Raw genomic sequence first — 20,505 nt, 5'->3', positions numbered from 1 at the left:
GACGCCGTCGGGCCTCTGGCGCCGGACCCGGGCCTGTGAAGCAACGGCGAGTCAGGGGCCGGTGCCCTAGAGTTTGGCGATGATGTCCGCGAGCAGTTTGGAGATGCGCTTGCCGGCGGCCTGGCCGGCTTCGAGGACTTCCTGGTGGCTCAGCGGGACCGGGCTGATGCCGGCGGCGAGGTTGGTCACCAGCGAGATGCCGAAGACCTCCATGCCTGCGTGGCGTGCGGCGATGGATTCCAGGGCCGTGGACATGCCCACCAGCTCCGCACCGATCCGCTTGGCGTACTGCACCTCGGCGGGGGTTTCGTAGTGCGGGCCGGTGAACTGGGCGTAGACGCCTTCGTCCAGGGACGGGTCCACCTCGCGGGCCAGCGCGCGGATGCGGGAGGAGTACAGATCCGTGAGGTCCACGAACGTGGCCCCTTCCAGCGGGGACGCGGCCGTCAGGTTGATGTGGTCGCTGATCAGCACCGGGGTGCCGGGGGTCCACTTCTCGTTGAGCCCGCCGCAGCCGTTGGTGACCACGAAGGTCTTGCAGCCGGCGGCGGCTGCCGTGCGCACGCCGTGGACCACGGCGCGGACGCCCTTGCCCTCGTAGTAGTGGGTGCGGGCGCCCAGAACCAGCGCGCGCTTGCCCTCCTTGGTCAGCACTGAACGGATAGTGCCCACATGGCCTTCCACGGCCGGGGCGTGGAAGCCCGGAACCTCGGAGGCCGTCAGGGTGGCGGTGGTCTCGCCGATGAGCTCGGCGGCCTCGCCCCAGCCCGAGCCCAGCACCAGGGCCACGTCATGGGATTCGACGCCGGTCTGCTCGGCAATGTAGTGGGCGGCGGCCTTCGCGGCCTCGAACGGGTCTGTGCTGCTCAGCTCTGCGTTACTCACTGGTACAAGCTACCTTGCGGCCGGACGGATTGGGTAGTGATCGGGCCGCGGCCGGGATGCCTGCCACTGAGGCATGGTCGAGTGGCAGCAACGGGTCCTATACGCAAGAATTGACCTTTGTGACCACCCAACGTGACTTCAGCCCCCCTCGAATCGCCATCCTGGGCGGTGGTCCCGGAGGATACGAAGCCGCCATGGTGGCTGCCTCCCTCGGTGCGCGCGTGACCATCATCGAACGCGCAGGCCTCGGCGGCTCCGCCGTCCTCACCGACGTCGTCCCGTCCAAGACCCTGATCGCCACCGCAGACCTCATGACCCGCGTGGGCGAGGCGGACGAGCTGGGAGTCAAGTTCGACGTCGACGGCGGTGTGTTCAAGCCGCGCGCCGATCTGGGCCACATCAACGACCGCGTCCTGGACCTGGCCCGCGAGCAGTCGGACGATATCCGCGTGGGCCTGGAACACCTGGGCGTCGAAATCATGATCGGCTCCGGCAAGCTGGTGGACAACAACACCATCGAGGTCCTCACCTCCGAGGGAACCAAGACGGTCGAAGCGGACGCCATCCTGCTGGCGGTCGGGGCGCACCCGCGCGAACTGCCCACGGCGAAACCCGACGGCGAACGCATCCTCAACTGGGCCCAGATCTACAACCTGGACGAGCTCCCCGAGGAGCTGATCGTGGTGGGTTCCGGCGTCACCGGCGCCGAGTTCGCCTCCGCCTACAACGGCCTGGGCTCCAAGGTCACCCTGATTTCCAGCCGCGACCAGGTGCTCCCGGGCGAGGACACCGACGCTGCCAAGGTCCTGGAGAGCGTTTTTGAGCGCCGCGGCGTCCGCGTGCTGTCCCGCTCCCGTGCCCAGGCCGTCGAGCGCACCGACGACGGCGTGAAGGTCACCCTGGGTGACGGCTCCGTGGTCACCGGCTCCCACTGCCTGGTGTGCGTGGGCTCCATCCCCAACACGGCGGGGCTCGGACTCGAGGAAGCCGGCGTTGCGGTGACCGACTCCGGCCACATCAAGGTGGACGGCGTTTCCCGCACCACGGCCTCCAACATCTACGCTGCCGGCGACTGCACCGGCGTCTTCGCGCTGGCCTCCGTGGCGGCCATGCAGGGCCGCATCGCCGTCGCCCACTTCCTGGGCGACGCCGTGAAGCCGCTCAAGCTCAACCAGGTGGCGTCCAACATCTTCACCTCGCCGGAAATCGCCTCCGTGGGCGTCTCCGAGGCCGACCTCGAATCCGGCAAGTACCAAGGCGATGTGGTGATGCTGTCGCTGCTCAGCAACGCCCGCGCCAAGATGCGCAACACCAAGGACGGCTTCGTCAAGATCATCGCGCGCAAGGGCTCCGGCACTGTGATCGGCGGTGTGGTGGTGGGCCCGAACGCCTCGGAACTGATCTTCCCGATCTCCGTTGCGATCACCCAGAAACTGCACGTCGACGACGTCGCCAGCGCTTTCACGGTCTACCCGTCACTTACCGGTTCCATCTCGGAAGCCGCACGCAGGCTGCACGTGCACATATAATTTATTCACATCAAAGGGGTCCAACCACGCGTTGTGGTTGGACCCCTTGCCGTTTCCGGCCGGAATTTGGGGCTTGAAGCGGCCCGAGCTGGCAAACGGGATCAGCCAGCAGCCTCAGGCGGCAGCCGCTTGGAAATGTTTTTCGATGATCCCCTTGATGTCCTCGTGGCAGCCGCCGCAGCCGGTGCCGGCGCGGGTGGCCTTGGAGACTTCCTGGACGGAGCTGCAGCCGTCCAGGACTGCCTCCTCGATCTTGGCGCCGCTGACGCCGGCGCAGCGGCATACGGTGCGCTCGGGGTCGTTGCTGTTGCCGCCCCCGGCGTCCAGCTGGTCGGGACCGTCGAGCCGGAGGAGCAGCGAGCGGTCCGCGGGCAGTTCGGCGGCGCGTTCGAACAGCACCACGAGTTCGGCTGCGGTGCGGGGCATGCCCACCGAGACCAGTCCTTCGAGGACTCCGCCGCGGGTGGTCATCTTCACGTAGCGTCCGTGCTCGGGATCGGCCCACTGGGAGATCTGGCGGCGTGGCCGCCCGTTGGCCGAGCCGGCCTCCAGCAGTTCCTCGTCCCAGGGATCGGCCAGGTTGTCGCCGGCCACGGCCAGGTTGATGCCGCGGGCCTTGAGGACCACGACGCCGGGCTGTTCCTTCGGCAGCGGGGCCAGGGCGTCCGCCGCTTCCTGCCCGTCACTGGCCAGCAGGACCAGGTATTCGGCGAGCCACTCGGCCTGGCGCCAGCCCGGCCCCACCAGTCCGGAGGGGCCGGTGGCTCCACGGCAATCAAGGCAGGAAGCATCGGGGCAGCGGACCTCGGCGCAGTCGCCGATCGCGAACATGTGCGGTTCGTGGTAGGTCCGCAGGTGGTGGTCCACCAGGATCCCGGAGCCCGTGGGCAGTCCGCAGCCCTCGGCCAGTTCGATCCGGGGACGCACGCCGCAGGAGAGAACCAGCAGATCGCCGTCGATCGCTGAGCCGTCCTCGAGGAGCAGCGCCGAGAAGCTGCCGCCGGGGCCCGCCGTCTCCACGCCGGTGGAGCGGGCGTTGCCGGCCATGCGGACGCCGCCGGCGCGCAGGCCGGCGGTGAGGACCGAGCCGCCGCCGCGGTCGATGTTGCGGCCCAGCGGGAAGGGGCCGTTGTGGACCACGGTAGTCTGGGCGCCTTCCTCGGCGGCGGCCAGTGCGGTTTCCAGTCCCAGGACGCCGCCGCCCAGGACCACGACGCGCTTGCGTCCTGCCACGGCCTCGCGGAGCACGGCGGCATCGCGGAGGTCCCGGAGCGCGGTCACGCCCGCCGGGAGGACGGGGCCGGAGGGATCCGGGTTGAGGCCCGTGAGGTTGGGGATGACCGGCCGGGAGCCCGTGGCGAACACGAGGCGGTCGTAGCCGGGCGTGGTGCCGTCGGACAGGACCACCTGCTGCCGGGCGCGGTCGATGCGCCGGACCTTGACGCCCAGGCGGACGTCGACGCCGTCGGCCGCCAGATCGGCGGCATCAGCCATGGCGAGGGCCTCGGGAGTGGTCCGCCCGACGCCGAGCTCGGCCACCATGACGCGGTTGTAGGCGGCTTCGGCCTCCTGCCCGATGACGAGCAGTTGCACCAGCCCACTGCGGACCGAGGGCAGCAGCTCCTCCACCAGCCGGGCTGCGACGGGACCGAATCCGACAACGACAATGCGCTCGCTCATGATGCCTCCTTGACGTGCAGCGGCAGTCCGGCGCCCGTTGGAAGAGCGACCGGGATTGCTTGCCGGACCCAGACCCGGCTGGTTTTGAACTCCGGCATGCCGGAAATGGGATCGGTGGCCGCCTCCGTGAGGCGGTTGGCGTTCTCCTGGCCCGGGAAGTGGAAGGGCAGGAAGACGGTGTCCGTGCGGACCGTATTGCTCAGCTCGGCACGGCACACGACCTCGCCGCGCTCGTTGCTGACGGCCACGAACTCGCCGTCGGCGATGTTCCGGGCTGCGGCGGTGGCGGGGTGGATCAGGAGCCTGGCCTCGGGCTGGCTGGCGGCGAGTTCGGCCACGCGGCGGGTCTGGGTGCCGGACTGGTAGTGCTCCAGGAGCCGGCCGGTGGCGAGGGCCAGCGATCCAGGTGCGGCGGCGTTCGCGAAGCTGCGCCGGGCGCGCTTGGACGGGGTCACCGGTACCAGGACGGCCCGGCCGTCGGCGTGGGCAAAGCCGTCCGCGAAGAGACGGGGCGTGCCCTGGCTGCCGGCGGGGTAGGGCCAGTAGGCGGCCTCGCCGCGGTCCAGCATGGCGTAGTCGATGCCGGAGTAGTCGGCCAGGCCGCCGGCGGAAGCGAGGCGCAGTTCCTCGAACACCGTTTCGGGGTCGTCGCTGAAGGTTGACGGTGCGTCCAGGAGTTCGGCCAGGCGGGCCATGAGCCAGAGTTCGCTGCGGACGCCAGGCGGCGGCGTCAGGGCCTTCCGCCGGCGGAGCACGCGGCCTTCGAGGTTGGTCAGCGTGCCTTCCTCCTCGGCCCACTGGGTCACGGGCAGGACCAGATCGGCTTCGACGGCGGTCTCGGACATGAAGAAGTCGCACACCACCAGAAAATCGAGGCTGCGGAGCCCGTCGACGACGGCGCTGGCGTCGGGCGCGGAGACCGCCACATTGGCGCCGTGCACGAAAAGGCAGCGGACGCCGTCGGGCTGTCCCAGCGACTGCAGCAGCTGCACGGCCGGCAGGCCCGGGCCGGGGATGAGGGACTCGTCCACGTTCCACACCTTGGCCATGTGGGCGCGTGCGGCGGGGTCCGTGATCTTGCGGTAGCCGGGGAGCTGGTCGGACTTCTGGCCGTGCTCGCGGCCGCCCTGGCCGTTGCCCTGGCCGGTGAGCGTGCCGTAGCCGCTGCGGGCCGAGCCGGGCAGGCCCAGCAGCAGGCTGAGGTTGATGGCGGCCGTGGCGGTGTCGGTGCCGTCCACGTGCTGCTCCACGCCGCGGCCGCTGAGGATGTAGGCGCCGCCGGTGCGGGCGCCGTGGGCGAGCCGGCGGGCGGTTTCACGGATCAGGGTGGCGGGGACGCCGGTGATGGACTGGACGCGCTCGGGCCAGAACGCGTTCAGGCTGCGGATCAGGGCGTCGTAGCCGGACGTGCGGGTTCGGAGGTATTCGGTGTCGGCGAGGCCCTCGTGGACCACCACGTGGGAGATGCCGAGCAGCAGGGCCAGATCGGTGCCGGGGGTGGGCTGCAGGTGGAAGCCGCCGCCGTCGGCGGTGAACGCGGCCGTCGCGGAACGGCGGGGGTCCACCACGATCAGCCCGCCGGCGTCGCGGGCGCCCTGCAGGTGCTGGACGAACGGGGGCATGGTCTCGGCAACGTTGGAGCCGAGCATCAGGATGACGGAGGCGGAGTCGAGGTCCTGGACGGGGAAGGGCAGTCCGCGGTCCACGCCGAAGGCGCGGTTTCCGGCGGCTGCCGCCGAGGACATGCAGAAGCGGCCGTTGTAGTCGATGCGCGAGGTCCGCAGCGCCAGCCGGGCGAACTTGCCCAGCAGGTAGGCCTTCTCGTTGGTCAGGCCGCCGCCGCCGAAGACCCCGACGGCGTCCATACCGTACTGCTTCTGCGTGTCCTTGACGGCGGCGGTGATGAGCATGAGGGCCTGGTCCCAGCTGATGGGCTGGTGGACGCCGTCGGAGCCTTTGAGCATCGGCTCGGTGACCCGGCCGTTGTGGCGCAACAACGACGCCGACGTCCAGCCCTTGCGGCACAGCCCGCCCCGGTTGGTGGGGAAGTCGCGCCCGGAAACGTCAAGGACGGGGACGGCAAGGCTTGCCGGTGCTGCGGCGGGCGCGGGCGCCGACCCCGGCTGGTTGGCCGGGGTCAGCGTCATGGCGCACTGGAGCGCGCAGTAGGGGCAGTGGGTGTCGGCGCCGTTGGGCATCTAGATGTGTCCGATCGTGTTGCGCTTCTGGGCGGGGCGGATGTAGAAGGCCCAGCAGACGATGAGCATCAGGACGTAGGCTCCGACGAATCCGTAGAACGCCGGGGTATACGAACCGGTGCTCGAGTTGGACGCGTTGAGCACCTGGGGGATGACGAATCCGCCATAGGCGCCGATCGCGGAGATCAGGCCGAGGGAGGAAGAGGCCAGTCGCCCGGTGACGGCGCCGCTGGCGCCGGAGCGGGCTGCGCGGCTGGACGTTGCAAAGATCACCGGGATCATGCGGTAGGTGGCGCCGTTTCCGAAGCCGCTGGCCACGAAGAGGAAGAGGAACAGGACCAGGAAGAGCCAGAAGTTCTTCAGCGGCAGGGTCGCGATCATGGTCAGCGTGATGACGGCCATGGAGGCGAAGGAGGCGATGGTCATGCGGGCCCCGCCCATGCGGTCCGCCATGCGTCCGCCGTAGGGGCGGGCCAGCGAGCCGACCAGCGGGCCAAGGAAGGCGAGCGACAGGGCCACCGCGCCGACGTGGATGGAGGAGAAGTCCGGGAAGTAGTCCTTGATCAGCTTGGGGAAGACACCGGCGAAACCGATGAAGGAGCCGAACGTGCCGATGTAGAGGAACGCCATGATCCACAGGTGCGGTTCCTTGAGGGCCGCCACGGATCCGGCCACGTCACCCTTGGCGCTGGTGAGGTTGTTCATGTATTTCCAGGCGCCGAAGGTGGCCACAAGGATCAGCGGGATCCAGATGAGGCCGGCCATGGGCAGATTGACGGTACCGGCCGCCAGCAGGGTGATGGCGATCGGAACAACCAGCTGTGCGACGGCGGCGCCGAGGTTGCCGCCGGCAGCGTTCAGGCCCAGCGCCCAGCCCTTTTCGCGGGCCGGGTAGAAGAAGGTGATGTTGGCCATGGAACTGGCGAAGTTGCCGCCGCCGAAGCCGGCCAGGCCGGCGACGAGGAGCATGACGCCAAACGGAGTGCCGGGGTTGGACACACACATCGCCAGGCCCGCCGACGGAATCAGCAGAAGCAGCGCGGAGACGATGGTCCAGTTGCGGCCACCGAACTTCGGGACCATGAACGTGTAGGGGATGCGGAGCGTGGCGCCGACCAGGCTGGGGATGGAGATGAGCCAGAAGATCTGGTTGGTGTCGAACTTGAAGCCGGCTGCAGGGAGCTGGACGACCACGATCGACCAGAGCTGCCATACGACGAAGCCGAGGAATTCGGCGAAGATCGACCAGTAGAGATTGCGCTTGGCGATGGACCGGCCTTCGGCTTCCCACTGGCCTTTGTCTTCGGCATCCCAGTTGGCAATCCAGCGGCCGGGGCGGTGTTCAAGGGCGGGGGCGGCGGTGGCAGTGGACTGGGCGAGGGCCAGTTCATCTGCAGTGCGGTCAACAGTCACGGAGTGCCTCCTGTGTGGGGGACGTTGTCCTTCAAAGGTAGGTACGGCTCATTTCACGGACCGTCGCCGTTTGTAAACGTGCTGTGACATTTGCCTATCTGGGGCATCACGAACGCGTGAGGCGAAGGTGAGGACTTTCCCCATGACCAGGGGGTGAGATTCCGTGCGGCGTCCGCATGGTGGACTTGGTTGTCCGGTCAATGGACTGCGGGAACTATTATTGAACTCTCGAATAATCCTTCGCCGGACAGGCTCCACGGGGCAGCGGCCGGTGCGAACGAAAGCAACCATTACATGTCTTCCATAGCGACATCCAGGGAAAGCGGGACCGCCAAACCGGCGAACTCGCGGGGACGGGTGATCTTCGCCAGCCTGATCGGCACGACGATCGAGTTCTACGACTTCTATGCGTATGCCACCGCATCGGTCCTGGTCTTCCCGAAACTCTTCTTCCCCAACGCGACCGACATCAACGCCCTGCTGAGCGCTTTTGCGATCTTCGGCGTTGCCTTCGTCGCCCGCCCCGTGGGCGCGATCGTGTTCGGCCACTTCGGTGACAAGATCGGCCGCAAGGGCACCCTGGTGGCCTCGCTGCTGACCATGGGCATCGCCACGTTCCTCATCGGACTCCTGCCGACGGCGTCGATGCCGGGCTGGGCAGTCCTGGCCCCGCTCCTGCTCGTCGTGCTGCGCTTCTGCCAGGGCCTGGCGCTCGGCGGCGAATGGTCCGGCGCTGCACTGCTGGCCACGGAGAACGCACCGGAGGGCAAGCGTGCCATCTTCGGCACGTTCCCGCAGCTGGGTGCGCCGATCGGCTTCATCATCGCCAACCTGATCTTCATCTGGATGAATGTGGCACTGACGCCGCAGCAGTTCCTGGACTGGGGCTGGCGTGTTCCGTTCATCCTCAGCGCCGTCCTGGTGCTGGTGGGCCTGTACGTCCGCCTGAAGCTCGTGGAGAGCGCCTCGTTCACCAAGGTCATTGAACAGGACAAGGTCCAGAAGCTGCCGTTGGCGGCCACCATGAAGAGCCACTGGCGGCCCGTCGTCGCGGGCACGTTCATCATGTTCGCCACGTACGTGCTGTTCTACATCATGACGTCCTTCACGCTGACCTACGGCACGGCCCCGGCCTCCGTTGAAACGGCCAAGGCTGCGGCCGAGAAGGCCGGCAAGCCGATGTCTGCCGAGCAGATCGCGGCCTTCGTTCCCGGCCTGGGCATCAGCCGCGGCGACTTCCTCTGGATGCTGATCATCGGCGTCGTGTTCTTCGGCATCTTCACGGTGGTCTCCGGGCCGCTGGCCGAGAAGTGGGGCCGCCGCAAGTTCCTGCTGGGCGTCACGGCCGGCATCTTCGTCTTCGGTGGAGTGTGGTTCACCATGTTCGGTCCCGGCCAGGCTGCCGCCATGGTGGGCCTGATCGTGGGCTTCACGCTCATGGGCCTGACGTTCGGCCCGATGGCAGCCATCCTGCCTGAGCTCTTCCCCGCCAACGTCCGGTACACGGGTTCCGCGGTGGCCTACAACCTGTCCTCGGTGATCGGCGCGGCCCCGGCATCCTTCGTCGCCATCGCCCTGTGGCAGGCAGGCTCCGGCAGCACCTGGCTGATCGGCCTGTACATGGCCCTCGCCGCCCTTGCAACGTTCGTGGCTCTCTGGATGACCCGCGAAACCAAGGACATGGACTACGAGAACAACGTGGCCTGATTCCTTCCTGCCTGAACAGAGAAATGCCCGGCGAGTCATGGACTCGCCGGGCATTCTGCTTAACGAGTCCGGCCCCGCACCAATGGTGCGGGGCCTTACCGGCCAGGAACCGTGTGGTCAGTCTTCGATCGTGGCGATAACCGCGCCCGCTGCCACCGTCTCGCCGGCCTTGGCGCCAAGGCCGTGGATGGTGCCGGCCCGGTGGGCCGTCAGGGGCTGTTCCATCTTCATGGCCTCGAGGACCACGATCAGATCGCCTTCGGCGACAACATCGCCGTCGGCCGCTGCCACCTTGACGATGGTGCCCTGCATGGGCGAGGTGAGCGCGTTCCCGCCGGCAACTGCCGCGGCAGCGCCCGCCGAGCGGGAGCGCTTTTTGGATTTGCCGGCCTTGCCCGTGCCGCCGCCCGCAACCGCAGCCACGGAACCCAGCGTCGCAGGAAGGACAACCTCGAGGCGCTTGCCACCGACCTCGACGACGACGCGCTGGCGCTCACCGGCGTCGGGGGCTTCCGGCCAGGCGCCGGCGCCGGACCACGCCGGGATGTTGTTCACGAACTCGGTTTCGATCCAGCGCGTGTGCACGCTGAACGGGCCCTCGGCCGGGGCGAACGCGGGGTCGGTGACCACAGCGAGATCGAAGGGGATGACGGTGGGGATGCCCTCCACCACCATCTCTTCAAGGGCGCGGCGCGAGCGCTGCAGGGCCTGGGCACGGGTGGAGCCGGTGACGATCAGCTTGGATAGCATCGAGTCGAAGTTGCCGCTGATGACGTCGCCCTGCTCGATGCCGGAGTCAATGCGGACACCGGGGCCCGTGGGGTTCTTCAGCGTGGTGACGGTGCCGGGGGCGGGCATGAAGTTGCGGCCCGGGTCCTCGCCCGTGATGCGGAATTCGAAGGAGTGGCCGCGGATCTCGGGATCGTCATAGCCGAGTGCTTCGCCGCGGGCGATGCGGAACTGCTCGCGGACGAGGTCGATTCCGGTGACTTCTTCGGAGACACAATGCTCCACCTGCAGGCGCGTGTTGACCTCGAGGAAGGAGATGGTTCCGTCCTGGCCCACCAGGAACTCGCAGGTGCCGGCGCCCAGGTAGTGGGCCTCCTTGAGGATGGCCTTGGAGGCCTCGTAGAGGCGCTTGTTCTGCTCCTCGCTCAGGAACGGCGCCGGGGCCTCTTCCACGAGCTTTTGGTTGCGGCGCTGCAGAGAGCAGTCGCGGGTGGAGACCACCACCACGTTGCCGTAGGCGTCGGCCAGGCACTGGGTCTCGACGTGGCGCGGCGCGTCCAGGAAGCGCTCGATGAAGCACTCACCGCGGCCGAAGGCGGCGATGGCCTCGCGGACGGCGGATTCGAAGAGTTCGGGGATTTCCTCCAGCGTGCGGGCCACCTTGATGCCGCGGCCGCCACCGCCGTAGGCAGCCTTGATGGCGACGGGCAGGCCGAATTCCTGGGCGAAGGCCAGGATCTCGTCCGCGGACTCCACGGGGTCGGCCGTGCCGGGGACCAGCGGGGCGCCGACCTTTTCGGCGATGTGGCGGGCCTGGACCTTGTCGCCCAGCGCGGAGATCGCGGCGGGGGAGGGGCCGATCCACGTGATGCCGGCGTCGATGACCTTCTCGGCAAACTGGGCGTTTTCGGCCAGGAAGCCGTAGCCGGGGTGGATGGCGTCTGCGCCGGACCGCTTGGCAACTTCGATCAGCTTGTCCATGAGGAGGTATGACTCCGCCGCCGTGTTGCCGCCCAGCGCGTAGGCCTCGTCGGCGAGCCTGACGTGCAGGGCGTCGCGGTCCGGATCCGCGTAGACGGCGACCGAGGCGATGCCTTCGTCCCGGGCTGCACGGATGATGCGGACCGCGATTTCGCCGCGGTTGGCAATCAAGACCTTGGTGAGAGGGCTGGAAATGGGCTGCGCCGGGTTAGCTGACAAGTTGACTCCTTCTGTCCTCCAAGGAGACTAGCGCGATTTTGAGGGTTCCGCCCATATTGATAGGGGATTCCGTGCTTGAAGCGGCGATGCTTTGTAGGGTTGCTACAAATTGCGTCTATTGCCCGTCGACCTGCCACAGCTCCGTGATGCCGACGTTCGCGTGGCTGAGCAGCTCGCGGAGGGTCGAGATGGAGAGGCCGACGACGGCATGCGGGTCGCCGTCGACCTTGCGGATGAAGGCCCCGCCCAGGCCGTCGATGGTGAACGAGCCGGCGCAGTGGAGCGGTTCGCCCGTGGCGATGTAGGCGTCAATGTCGACTTCGCTCATCTCGGCGAAATGGACGTCTGCGCTGGAGACGGCTCCCAAGGTGGCGCCGGTTCCTTCGGCTGTTTCGCGGTCTTCGGCGTCATCCGTCTCGTCAAAGTCGGCTTCCGTGTCGCGGCAGTCCACCAGCCAGTGGCCCGTGTGGAGGGTGCCCTTGGAGCCGCTCATGCGCAGCATCCGTTCCCGGGCCACCGCTGCCGTGTAGGGCTTGCCATGGGATTCGCCGTCGAACTCGAACACGGAATCGCAGCCGAGGACCAGGGCGCCCTCGGCCTCCGGCAGTGCGGCGACGGCCTCGGCCTTGGCCCGGGCCAGCAGGAGCGCGGTGTCGTGCGGGTCGGTCACGCCGTACCGTGCCTGGACTGCGTCCTCGTCCACATCGGAGACCAGGACTTCGTGGTGGATGCCGGCCTCCGTGAGGAGCTTGGTGCGGGCGGGGGACTGGGAGGCCAGGATCAATCGGGTCACCGCTCAAGGATAGTATGCGCCTTGCCAGGGTCCCGGATTCCCTTCAGGCGGGGGCGCCAGACGGAACCCGCAGCGGCAGCGCAGGACCTTCGTGGGGAAGCGGTGTACCGGGGGGTCTTGGGGCCGGGCGACAGCATAGGCTGCCAGTTCGGGGCCCGACATTTTCATCGGCTTCCCGCAATGGAAATAGTCGCCGTCGAAATGGAGGACTCCGGGCACAATGCCACTGTGGTCCATGATCGCGGCAGCCCGGTCGACCGCGACAGGGTGGGCGTAGAAGGAGTCACACTCCAAGCATGTGTAGGCCAGGTCCACTGCCTCGTGGCTCAATGGCCTTACCGGGGCAATGCTTTCCACCATCAAATGGGCGTCGCTTCGGCAGTCGGAGCACCAAGGACGCCCCCGAGAATGATCGGCGTTGTCAGCGGCAGGGGATGCGGAGATAGTCGTCATTCGCCAAATTCCTCTTCATCGAGTGAATTGCACGTTCAACGGCGCGGGATGAGGGCCGGGCTGTCTCAGGAGTACCAGTGCCATCCGGGCGGTGCCCAGCCGGAGGGAACCTGGTGGCTGCCGGCTTCCCCACACCTGACGCAGGTGTAGCTGGCCGATGGCGGCAGCAGTCCGCTTCCGTCTGCGGAGTAGACCTCCGGAATGTAGTCAAGGAAACTCAGCGAGGTGCCGGGGCCGCACCGTCCGCAGGCTGGCGTCTTGGGCTGTTGCCCGGGAACGCGGTCACGGTCGGAAGGTCGCCGTCCGGCATCAGCAAGAGTCATCTGTATCCCTCGTATCCTCGTCGGTCCCGGGCCACACAACCGATCTCCAGCTAGATGCCTGAGTCCCCGAATCTGACCGAATCCGGACCGGGTGCGCTCCGAAGGACGGGGCGGTTGGTGTGTGGTGGATCTCACCTTACGTCACGATTTGGTAAAGTAACATGCCCGAAGCGAAAAAAGTTAGTTGGCGATCGCTTAGCTCGGGCGTGTTCCGTGACTAGGAGACCAGCTCCTTGTCGAGGGTCTCGGCGCCCGTCCGCTGCAGGGAGGCGCCCTCGACGTCGGCGTCGGGCAGCAACTTGTCCAGCCAGCGCGGCAGCCACCAGGCCTTCCCGCCCAGCAGGTACATCACGGCCGGAACTATCGTCATGCGGACCACGAACGCGTCAACCAGCACGCCGAACGCCATCGCGAAGCCGAGCGGCCGGACCATGGTCAGGTGGCTGAAAATGAAGCCTGCGAACACGCTGACCATGATGATCGCGGCTGCGGTGACCACTGCGGCGGCGTGCCTGAAGCCGCTGCGGACCGCATGCTTGGCGTCCTCGCCGTGCATGAAGGATTCGCGCATGCCCGAGGTGATGAACACCTGGTAGTCCATTGCCAGGCCGAACAGCACACCGATCAGGATGATCGGCAGGAAGCTGAGCACCGCGCCCGGGTTGGCGACGTCGAACACCGCTCCCAGCCAGCCCCACTGGTAGACGGCCACGACGGCGCCGAAGGCCGCCGCGAGCGAGAGCAGGAAACCGCCGGTGGCGAGCAGCGGCACCACGATCGAGCGGAACACCAGCAGGAGGAGGATCAGGGACAGCCCGACGACGATCGCCAGGTAAGGGGGCAAGGCCGCCCCGAGCTTCTCCGAGACGTCCACGTTGCCCGCAGTCTGGCCCGTGAGGCCGATGGTGACACCTGTGGATTCGCGGATTTCCTTGCCTTTGGCGCGGAGCTCGGAGACCACCTGGACGGTGCTGGCACTTGCCGGACCCTCCTTGGGGATGACTTGGAAGATGGCGGTTCGGCGGTCTTCGCTGAGGGCGAGCGGAGCGGCGGCAATGACGTTGTCCACGCTGCGGAGTTCATCCGCGACGTCGAACTGCTTGTTCCTGGCCTCGTCCTCGCTGAGTCCGGCCGGGAATTCGCCCACCACCACGATGGGGCCGGTCATGCCCTCGCCGAAGCTCTGGCGGGTGAGGTCGTAGGCCTTGAAGGCCTGCGAATCCACGGGCTCGGAACCGCCGTCGGGCAGGGCGAGCCGCAGCTGCGAGGCCGGCAGCGCCAGTACGCCCAGCAGCACGACGCCGGCCAGCAGCGCGGTCCACGGATGGCGGGTCACCAGCCCGCCCCAGCCGCCGCTGCTGCGCTTCTCGGCGCGCTCGAGGTCCGCGGCCTCATGGCCGGGTTCAGCGTTGTGGCGTGCCGCCTTGGCCCAGGCCCGGTTGGAGACCAGCCTGCGCCCGATCAGCGACAGGACCGCAGGGGTCAGCGTCAGGGACACGACGACGGCGACTGCCACCGTGGCGGCGGCGGACAGACCCATGACAGCCAGGAACGGGAGCCCGGGAACCACGAGCGCGGCAAGCGCGATGACCACGGTGAGGCCGGCGAAGAGCACGGCGTTGCCCGAGGTGCCGGTGGCGAGGGCCGCCGACTCCTCGGGGTCCATGCCGGCGAGCAGCTGTCCGCGGTGGCGGTTGACGATGAACAGTGAGTAGTCGATGCCGACGGCGAGGCCCAGCATGAGGGCCAGCATGGGCGAAATGGAGCTCATGTCCACCACGCCCGTCAGCGCGAAGGTCCCGCCGACGCCGACTGCGACGCCGATGAGGGCCATGAGCAGCGGCAGTCCGGCGGCAATGAGCGTTCCCAGCATGACGATGAGGGCCAGGGCTGCGACGGCGATGCCGACGATTTCCGAGACGCCGAACAACTGCGAGACGTCCTCGGTGATTTCCTTGCTGGCCAGCGCCGTGACGCCGGCCGAGGAGACGCCGTGCACGATGTCCTGCACCTGCTGGCGCACGGCCGGGGTCAGGCCATTGACGGAGGTCTTGAACTGGACCTGGGCGATGGCGGCCCTCCCGTCGGTGGAGACGAAGCGCATGCCTTCCGATGCGGTGAGCTGCCGCTTGCCGAGCGCCAGTGCGGCGGCGCCGTCCGCGGCTTCCTTGGCGCCGGCGTCGAGCTTGGCCTGGCCCTCCGCAAGCTGGGCGCGCTGGGGCGCCAGCTGCGCCCGGATGGCCTCTGCCGGCAGCCCGGCCGCGGCCATCTGCTGCTCCGCAGCCGCCAGCTGGGACTGGCCGGCGGCCAGCTGGGTGCGGGAGGCGTCAAGCTCGGCCTGGCCTGCTGCCAGCTTGGCCTCCGCTGCGGAAATCTCAGCCGGGGCCCCGTCCAGCTGTGCCTGCGTTTCAAAGGGGTCCACCGTGCCCTGGACATCGGGCAGCGTCCGAAGCTCCGTCATGGCGGTCCCGACGGCGGTCTTTCCTGCCGGGGTGAAGCCTGCCTCGCCGGCCTCGAACACGATGCCGGCGGATCCGCCGGACGACTCCGGCAGCTCCTTCTTGAGCTTGTCCAGCATCCGCTGGGTCTCGGTGCCGGGGATCTGGAAGTTGTTGGACATGGTGCCGTGGAAGGCAGCAGCCGCCCCACCCATGCCCAGGAGGACAGCCAGCCACAGGGAAATCACCAGCCAGCGGTGCCGGTAGGAGAATTTGCCGAGCCGGTACAGGAGAAGCGCCATGTCAGAACCGTTCTGTGGTGGAGGACGTGGAATCGGAAGGGTGAGTGGCGGGGAGGGTGGTGGGCGCGGTCTGCGACGCGAAGCCCGAGCCGAGCAGGCCCATGGCGTCGATGAGGTATTGGCGGAGCCGTGTCAGGGAAGCAGGGGAGAGGTCGGAGTCGCTTTCCTCGAACCAGACCGTCATGGCCGCCTTGCCGCAGGAGATCACGGAACCGGCCAGCGCCCGGAGGTAGAGCTCGTTGGCGCGGGGGCCGAGCCGCTCACGTGCGGCATCGATGATCTGGCTGGTGCAGTGGTCCCAGGCTTCCAGTTCGGAGCGTGCCAGGGAGGGGCTTTCCTGCGTGAGGCTGAAGAACTCGGCCATGGGTGCGATGGTCGCGGGATCGGCCAGGGCCATGAGCGCGGCCTGTGCTGACTCCAGCACGGGCTCGCTGGCAGGGCGCAGCCGGAACTGTTCCAGGGCGCGGTCCAGGAAGCCGTCGGCAACGGAGGCCATGGCGGCTTCGAAGCTTGAGTAGTAGTTGAAGAAAGTGCGGCGGGAAATGCCGGCAGCCGCCGCAATGTCCTCCACCGTGAACTGGCCCACGCCCTTGTCGCGGAGCAGGCCCAGCGCCGCCGTCGCGATGGCACGTCGTGTGGCGGCCTTGTTGAGTTCCCGGCGTGACGGGGAGGCGGCGTCGCTGCCGCCAAGGACGTCGGGGCTGCTCAGAGGGTTCACATACTTACACTAAGTGCAATTTTGCACGCTGCGCAAGTTAAGGGTGCGTGCCTGGCCAAGTTGCTTCGGAAGCGGTTCTTTACGGAGATTGAGGATGGATTGGGGGCGATGTAGGCTCTCGGCCAACGCCTCCGCACCTTGAACCCAAACCTCTTCCGACGGCACGGATTCCCCTTGGACGTGAAAGGGGCATATGCCTACAGAATGGGGTGATGCGAAAAGTAGTGATTGGGCGCTCACAACAACTCACGTTCGAAGTTGTTCAGCGCGGTTCCGACGGCGAGGCAACCAGCCTGCTTGTCTCCGTTACATTGAAGGACCTCAGCGGGCACCGTAAGGTCGCAGCCCACTATGGAAAGGGCTTTGATGACCTGTCCGAATTCTTCGAGGATTTGGCGGGACATTGGAAGGGCTGGCCCGGTACCAAATCCTATGAATCCCTAGAGGGCGACCTGCTGCTCTCGGCGACCACACGGGCCATGTTAGGTTGAGCTTCACGCTGCAAGACCCCTCCTGCCCAGAGACCTGGCACGTTCAGGGTCAGCTGATTCTTGACGCCGGGGAGGAACTCGCACACGTCACCGAAGCGGTAAGGGATCTACTCACATAGCGCCATGCCACTGCACCGCCAGCATCGGGCAAGCGCAAGCGCGGTCGTCCACCATGCGTAGCCTGTTTCGCTGACCACAACTGGGGACGATCCCGATTGAGGTTCCTTCGGGCCTCTGAACAAGGCGGGTTGGCAGCCAGCCGTCACGCCATCGGACGGCGACCCTTCCGCTTTCCGGGCCTCGGCGGGCATCTGATCCAATAATGTCTGTGCCTGCTGGAAGAGTATGGACATGGACGGGATTCAGGAAACGCGGACCACTCGGGGAGTGGCACCTGCACGTTCCCGTGCTCCGGAAACTCTTGTTCCAGAGACTCCCTGGCGTGGCGACTGCGTGCAGGATCTCATCAACGCGGTGGGCTCCCTCCGCCCGGGCACCAGCAGTGACCAACTGGTCGATCAACTGCGTGGACTGGAGGACCTCAAGTCGGCCATCGCAGCCCTCCAGGCCAGGGTTGCTGTCGCTTTTGACCTCGCGCAGCGCCGCAAGCAAGCCCAGGGTGGCGTACCCACGTCCGAGCACGGCCAGGGCGTGGCCGCGCAGATCGCGCTCGCCCGGCGCGAATCACCCAACCGTGGATCCCGGATCCTCGGCCTCGCCAAGGCGCTTGTGACGGAAATGCCACGCACCATGGCTGCCTTGGAAACGGGGCAGTTGAACGAATGGCGGGCAACTTTGCTGGTCAAAGAGACAGCGTGCCTCAGCGCTGTTGATCGTTGCGCCGTGGACGAGGAACTCGCAGCCGACACCGGGACTCTCTCCGGGGCCGGAGACCGGGCCATTATCGCCGCCGCAAAGGCCGCGGCCTACCGCAGGGACCCCCGCTCCGTGACGGAACGGGCCAGCCGCGCCGCTGCTGAACGGCATGTCAGCCTGCGCCCCGCACCAGACACCATGACCTACCTGACCGCGCTGCTCCCCGTGGCCGAGGGCGTGGCGGTGCACGCGGCGCTTAGCCGCCAGGCCGACTCGGTCCGCTCGGACGGCGACCCCCGCAGCCGCGGCCAAGTCATGGCCGACACCCTCGTTGAACGGCTCACCGGCACGCCCGGGGGCCTCTCGGGCGTCGAGGTCCAGTTGGTCATGACCGACCGCACGCTCTTCCAGGGAGACAGCGAACCGGCACGCCTCACGGGCTACGGAATTGTTCCGGCCGGATGGGCGAGGTCCGTCCTCGCTGAACGACCTGCTGAGCCGGATCAGGACTTCAAGGTGTGGGTCAGGCGGCTCTACACGGCACCGGGCAACAGCGACCTCCTTGCCACCGATTCCAAGGCACGCCTGTTCCCACGCGGAATGCGACGCTTCATCGAAGCCCGGGATGACACCTGCCGCACCCCGTACTGCGATGCGCCCATCAGGCACATCGACCACATCGTCCCCTGGCGGTCCGGCGGGACCACAAACCTGCACAACGGCGCCGGACTTTGCGAACAGTGCAACCACACCAAGGAAATCAGCGGGTGGACCGTAAAGCCGCTGCCCGGGAACGAGCACTCACTGGAAATCAGCACGCCCACCGGGCACAGCTACCGATCGAAAGCACCGCCTTTACCTGGGCACCTGCACGCCGCAACTTCTTTACACCCAACAGCCATACCGCAGTCACGAAGCCACCGACGCCAGCTCCACAATCGTGCCAAGGCGCTCAAGTACGCCCGCCGCGCGGGACTGCTGGCCGCGTAGCGGTAGGCGCAGACTTCGGTCCAGTTGGTGCCCATCTCGGAGGTGTCGAAGCGCATGGCCAGGATGGCGTTGGCGCCGCGCTGCTGTGCCTCGGCCACCATGCGGGCCATGACTTCCTGACGGCTTTCGTACAGTGCCTTGGTCATCTCGGGCAGCTCGCCGCCGCCGAGGGAGCGGAATCCTGCCAGCATCTGCGAGCCGATGTCCTGCGGCCTACCCAGAAGCCACCCGTTAACGGACGAATCACCCGGGCATGGCCCGGGTGATTCGTCCGTGCAGAGGTGAGCCTCCGCTTAGGCCTTGCTGTCCGCGAGCTCGCGGGCCCCGCCGTCGGCCTCGGCGGCCGGGGCGTCGTTTTCAGGGGCGTCGTCGATGAACGGGGTGCCGTTGCGCGGCGCGTTGTAGAGCGACTCGTCCAGGATGCCCTGGCGCTTGGCCACGATCGCGGGGACCAGTGCCTGGCCTGCCACGTTGACGGCGGTGCGGCCCATGTCCAGGATGGGGTCGATCGCCAGCAGGAGCCCGACGCCGGCCAGCGGGAGTCCCAGCGTGGAGAGGGTCAGCGTCAGCATGACGACGGCGCCCGTGGTGCCTGCCGTTGCTGCGGAACCGAGGACCGAGACCAGGACGATCAGCAGGTACTGGCTGAAGTCCAGGTTGATGCCGAAGAACTGGGCCACGAAGATCGCGGCGATGGCCGGGTAGATGGCCGCGCAGCCGTCCATCTTGGTGGTGGCGCCCAGCGGCACGGCGAAGGAGGCGTAGCCGCGGGGGACGCCCAGACTGCGTTCGGTGACGCGCTGCGTGAGCGGCAGCGTGCCGATCGAGGAGCGGGAGACGAAGGCCAGCTGAATCGCGGGCCAGGCGCCGGAGAAGTACTGCTTGACGGACAGGCCATGGGCACGGACCAGCGCCGGGTACAGGCCGAAGAGCACCAGGGCCAGGCCCACATAGATGGCCACGGTGAACTTGCCGAGGGCGCCGATGGTGTCCCAGCCGTAGATGGCCACGGCGTTGCCGATCAGGCCGATGGTGCCGATCGGTGCAACGCGGATGATCCACCACAGCACCTTCTGGATGACGGCCAGCGCGGAGGCGTTGAGGTTCAGGAACGGCTCGGCCTGCTTGCCCACCTTCAGTGCAGCGATGCCGACGGCGATGGCGATCACGAGAATCTGCAGCACGTTGAAGCTGACGGAGGTGCTGACCGTGGTGGCAGCGGAGGCGCTTTCGGTCACGGTGGAGCTGGCGCCGAGGCCCAGGAAGTTCTTGGGGAACAGGCCAATGAGGAAGGACCACCAGTCACCGGTCTTGCCGGCGTACTTGGCCTCCTGGGTGATGCCGGTGTTGGCGCCGGGCTGCAGCAGCACGCCCAGGCCGATGCCGATGAGCACTGATACCAGCGAGGTGATGGCGAACCATAGCAGGGTGTTCCACGCCAGCTTGGCGGCGTTGGAGACCTGGCGGAGGTTGGCGATGGAGCTGACCACCGCGGTGAAGATGAGGGGGACGACGGCCGTCTGCAGCAGCGAGACGTAGCTCGAGCCGATGATCTGCAGGGTGGCGCCGAGGCCGTTGGGGGCAGCCTTGGTGCTGCCGGTGTACTTGGCGATCAGGCCGAGGGCCAGGCCGATGACCAGTGCCGCGATGATCTGGACGCCGAAGGATCCTGCCCACTTGGGGAGCCGGGACGCGGTCTTGCCGGCGGCTGCGGTGGTGTTGGTTGAAGTGCTCACCGGAACACGCTAGGTGCACGCCGGATAACAGAGCGAACGGACGTTTAGAAATATGACGTCCCATAATGTGCCAAGAGGTCATGGAGCCCGGTTATGCGGCGTGA

General features: G+C 67.4%; 12 protein-coding genes and 2 pseudogenes. 4 read left to right on the top strand and 10 right to left on the bottom strand.

Features of this window, described 5'->3' with window-relative positions; translation table 11 throughout:
* Positions 1 to 66: 66 nt before the first annotated feature.
* Positions 67 to 885 carry a purine-nucleoside phosphorylase gene (locus J1902_RS00405; protein ID WP_207614217.1) on the bottom strand — a complete coding sequence of 273 codons (819 nt, stop codon included), beginning with the start codon at positions 883 to 885 and terminating at the stop codon, positions 67 to 69.
* Positions 886 to 1,004: 119 nt separating this feature from the next.
* Between J1902_RS00405 and J1902_RS00400 the strand changes: the two genes are divergently transcribed.
* Positions 1,005 to 2,414, top strand: a complete 1,410-nt coding sequence (locus J1902_RS00400) for an NAD(P)H-quinone dehydrogenase (RefSeq protein WP_207614216.1) — start codon at positions 1,005 to 1,007, stop codon at positions 2,412 to 2,414.
* A 114-nt stretch (positions 2,415 to 2,528) separates the two neighbouring features.
* On the opposite strand, the gene J1902_RS00395 is transcribed toward J1902_RS00400, so the two are convergent.
* From J1902_RS00395 to J1902_RS00385, 3 genes are read right to left on the bottom strand one after another with little or no spacing between them, the layout of a single operon-like run.
* Positions 2,529 to 4,094, bottom strand: coding sequence for an FAD-dependent oxidoreductase (locus J1902_RS00395; protein WP_207614215.1), 1,566 nt, complete (start codon positions 4,092 to 4,094; stop codon positions 2,529 to 2,531).
* Entirely contained in the window at positions 4,091 to 6,292 is a 2,202-nt protein-coding gene (locus tag J1902_RS00390) for a molybdopterin oxidoreductase family protein (protein ID WP_207614214.1), read from the bottom strand. The genes J1902_RS00395 and J1902_RS00390 overlap by 4 nt, the downstream gene beginning before the upstream one ends.
* Positions 6,293 to 7,705, bottom strand: coding sequence for an MFS transporter (locus J1902_RS00385; protein ID WP_207614213.1), 1,413 nt, complete (start codon positions 7,703 to 7,705; stop codon positions 6,293 to 6,295).
* A gap of 294 nt (positions 7,706 to 7,999) precedes the next feature.
* Here J1902_RS00385 and J1902_RS00380 point away from each other — a divergent pair, with 294 nt between their 5' ends.
* A complete protein-coding gene (locus J1902_RS00380) occupies positions 8,000 to 9,412 on the top strand; it encodes an MFS transporter (RefSeq protein WP_207614212.1) in 1,413 nt (470 codons plus the stop codon).
* 117 nt (positions 9,413 to 9,529) lie between these two features.
* On the opposite strand, the gene J1902_RS00375 is transcribed toward J1902_RS00380, so the two are convergent.
* The 4 genes from J1902_RS00375 to J1902_RS00360 form a co-directional block, all read right to left on the bottom strand.
* Positions 9,530 to 11,341, bottom strand: coding sequence for an acetyl/propionyl/methylcrotonyl-CoA carboxylase subunit alpha (locus J1902_RS00375; protein ID WP_207614211.1), 1,812 nt, complete (start codon positions 11,339 to 11,341; stop codon positions 9,530 to 9,532).
* Positions 11,342 to 11,456: 115 nt separating this feature from the next.
* Entirely contained in the window at positions 11,457 to 12,134 is a 678-nt protein-coding gene (locus tag J1902_RS00370; RefSeq protein ID WP_207614210.1) for a Maf family protein, read from the bottom strand.
* Positions 12,135 to 13,127: 993 nt separating this feature from the next.
* Positions 13,128 to 15,650, bottom strand: a complete 2,523-nt coding sequence (locus J1902_RS00365; protein WP_207614209.1) for an MMPL family transporter — start codon at positions 15,648 to 15,650, stop codon at positions 13,128 to 13,130.
* A 1-nt stretch (position 15,651) separates the two neighbouring features.
* Positions 15,652 to 16,368 carry a TetR/AcrR family transcriptional regulator gene (locus tag J1902_RS00360; RefSeq protein ID WP_207614208.1) on the bottom strand — a complete coding sequence of 239 codons (717 nt, stop codon included), beginning with the start codon at positions 16,366 to 16,368 and terminating at the stop codon, positions 15,652 to 15,654.
* A gap of 212 nt (positions 16,369 to 16,580) precedes the next feature.
* Between J1902_RS00360 and J1902_RS00355 the strand changes: the two are divergent.
* Positions 16,581 to 16,978, top strand: a pseudogene (locus J1902_RS00355) (DUF6228 family protein).
* A gap of 226 nt (positions 16,979 to 17,204) precedes the next feature.
* Entirely contained in the window at positions 17,205 to 18,665 is a 1,461-nt protein-coding gene (locus J1902_RS00350) for an HNH endonuclease (protein ID WP_443623193.1), read from the top strand.
* Positions 18,666 to 18,679: 14 nt separating this feature from the next.
* Here J1902_RS00350 and J1902_RS19625 read toward each other — a convergent pair.
* A pseudogene (locus tag J1902_RS19625) lies at positions 18,680 to 18,868 on the bottom strand (YbjQ family protein); the annotation flags it as partial.
* A gap of 90 nt (positions 18,869 to 18,958) precedes the next feature.
* Positions 18,959 to 20,401, bottom strand: coding sequence for a dicarboxylate/amino acid:cation symporter (locus tag J1902_RS00340; RefSeq protein WP_207614205.1), 1,443 nt, complete (start codon positions 20,399 to 20,401; stop codon positions 18,959 to 18,961).
* Positions 20,402 to 20,505 lie beyond the last annotated feature (104 nt).

The organism is Arthrobacter cavernae, assembly GCF_017368795.1.
Taxonomy (GTDB): Bacteria; Actinomycetota; Actinomycetes; order Actinomycetales; family Micrococcaceae; genus Arthrobacter; species Arthrobacter cavernae.
Note: the sequence above shows the minus strand (reverse complement) of the source record. Positions and strands in the feature narration are given on the sequence as shown.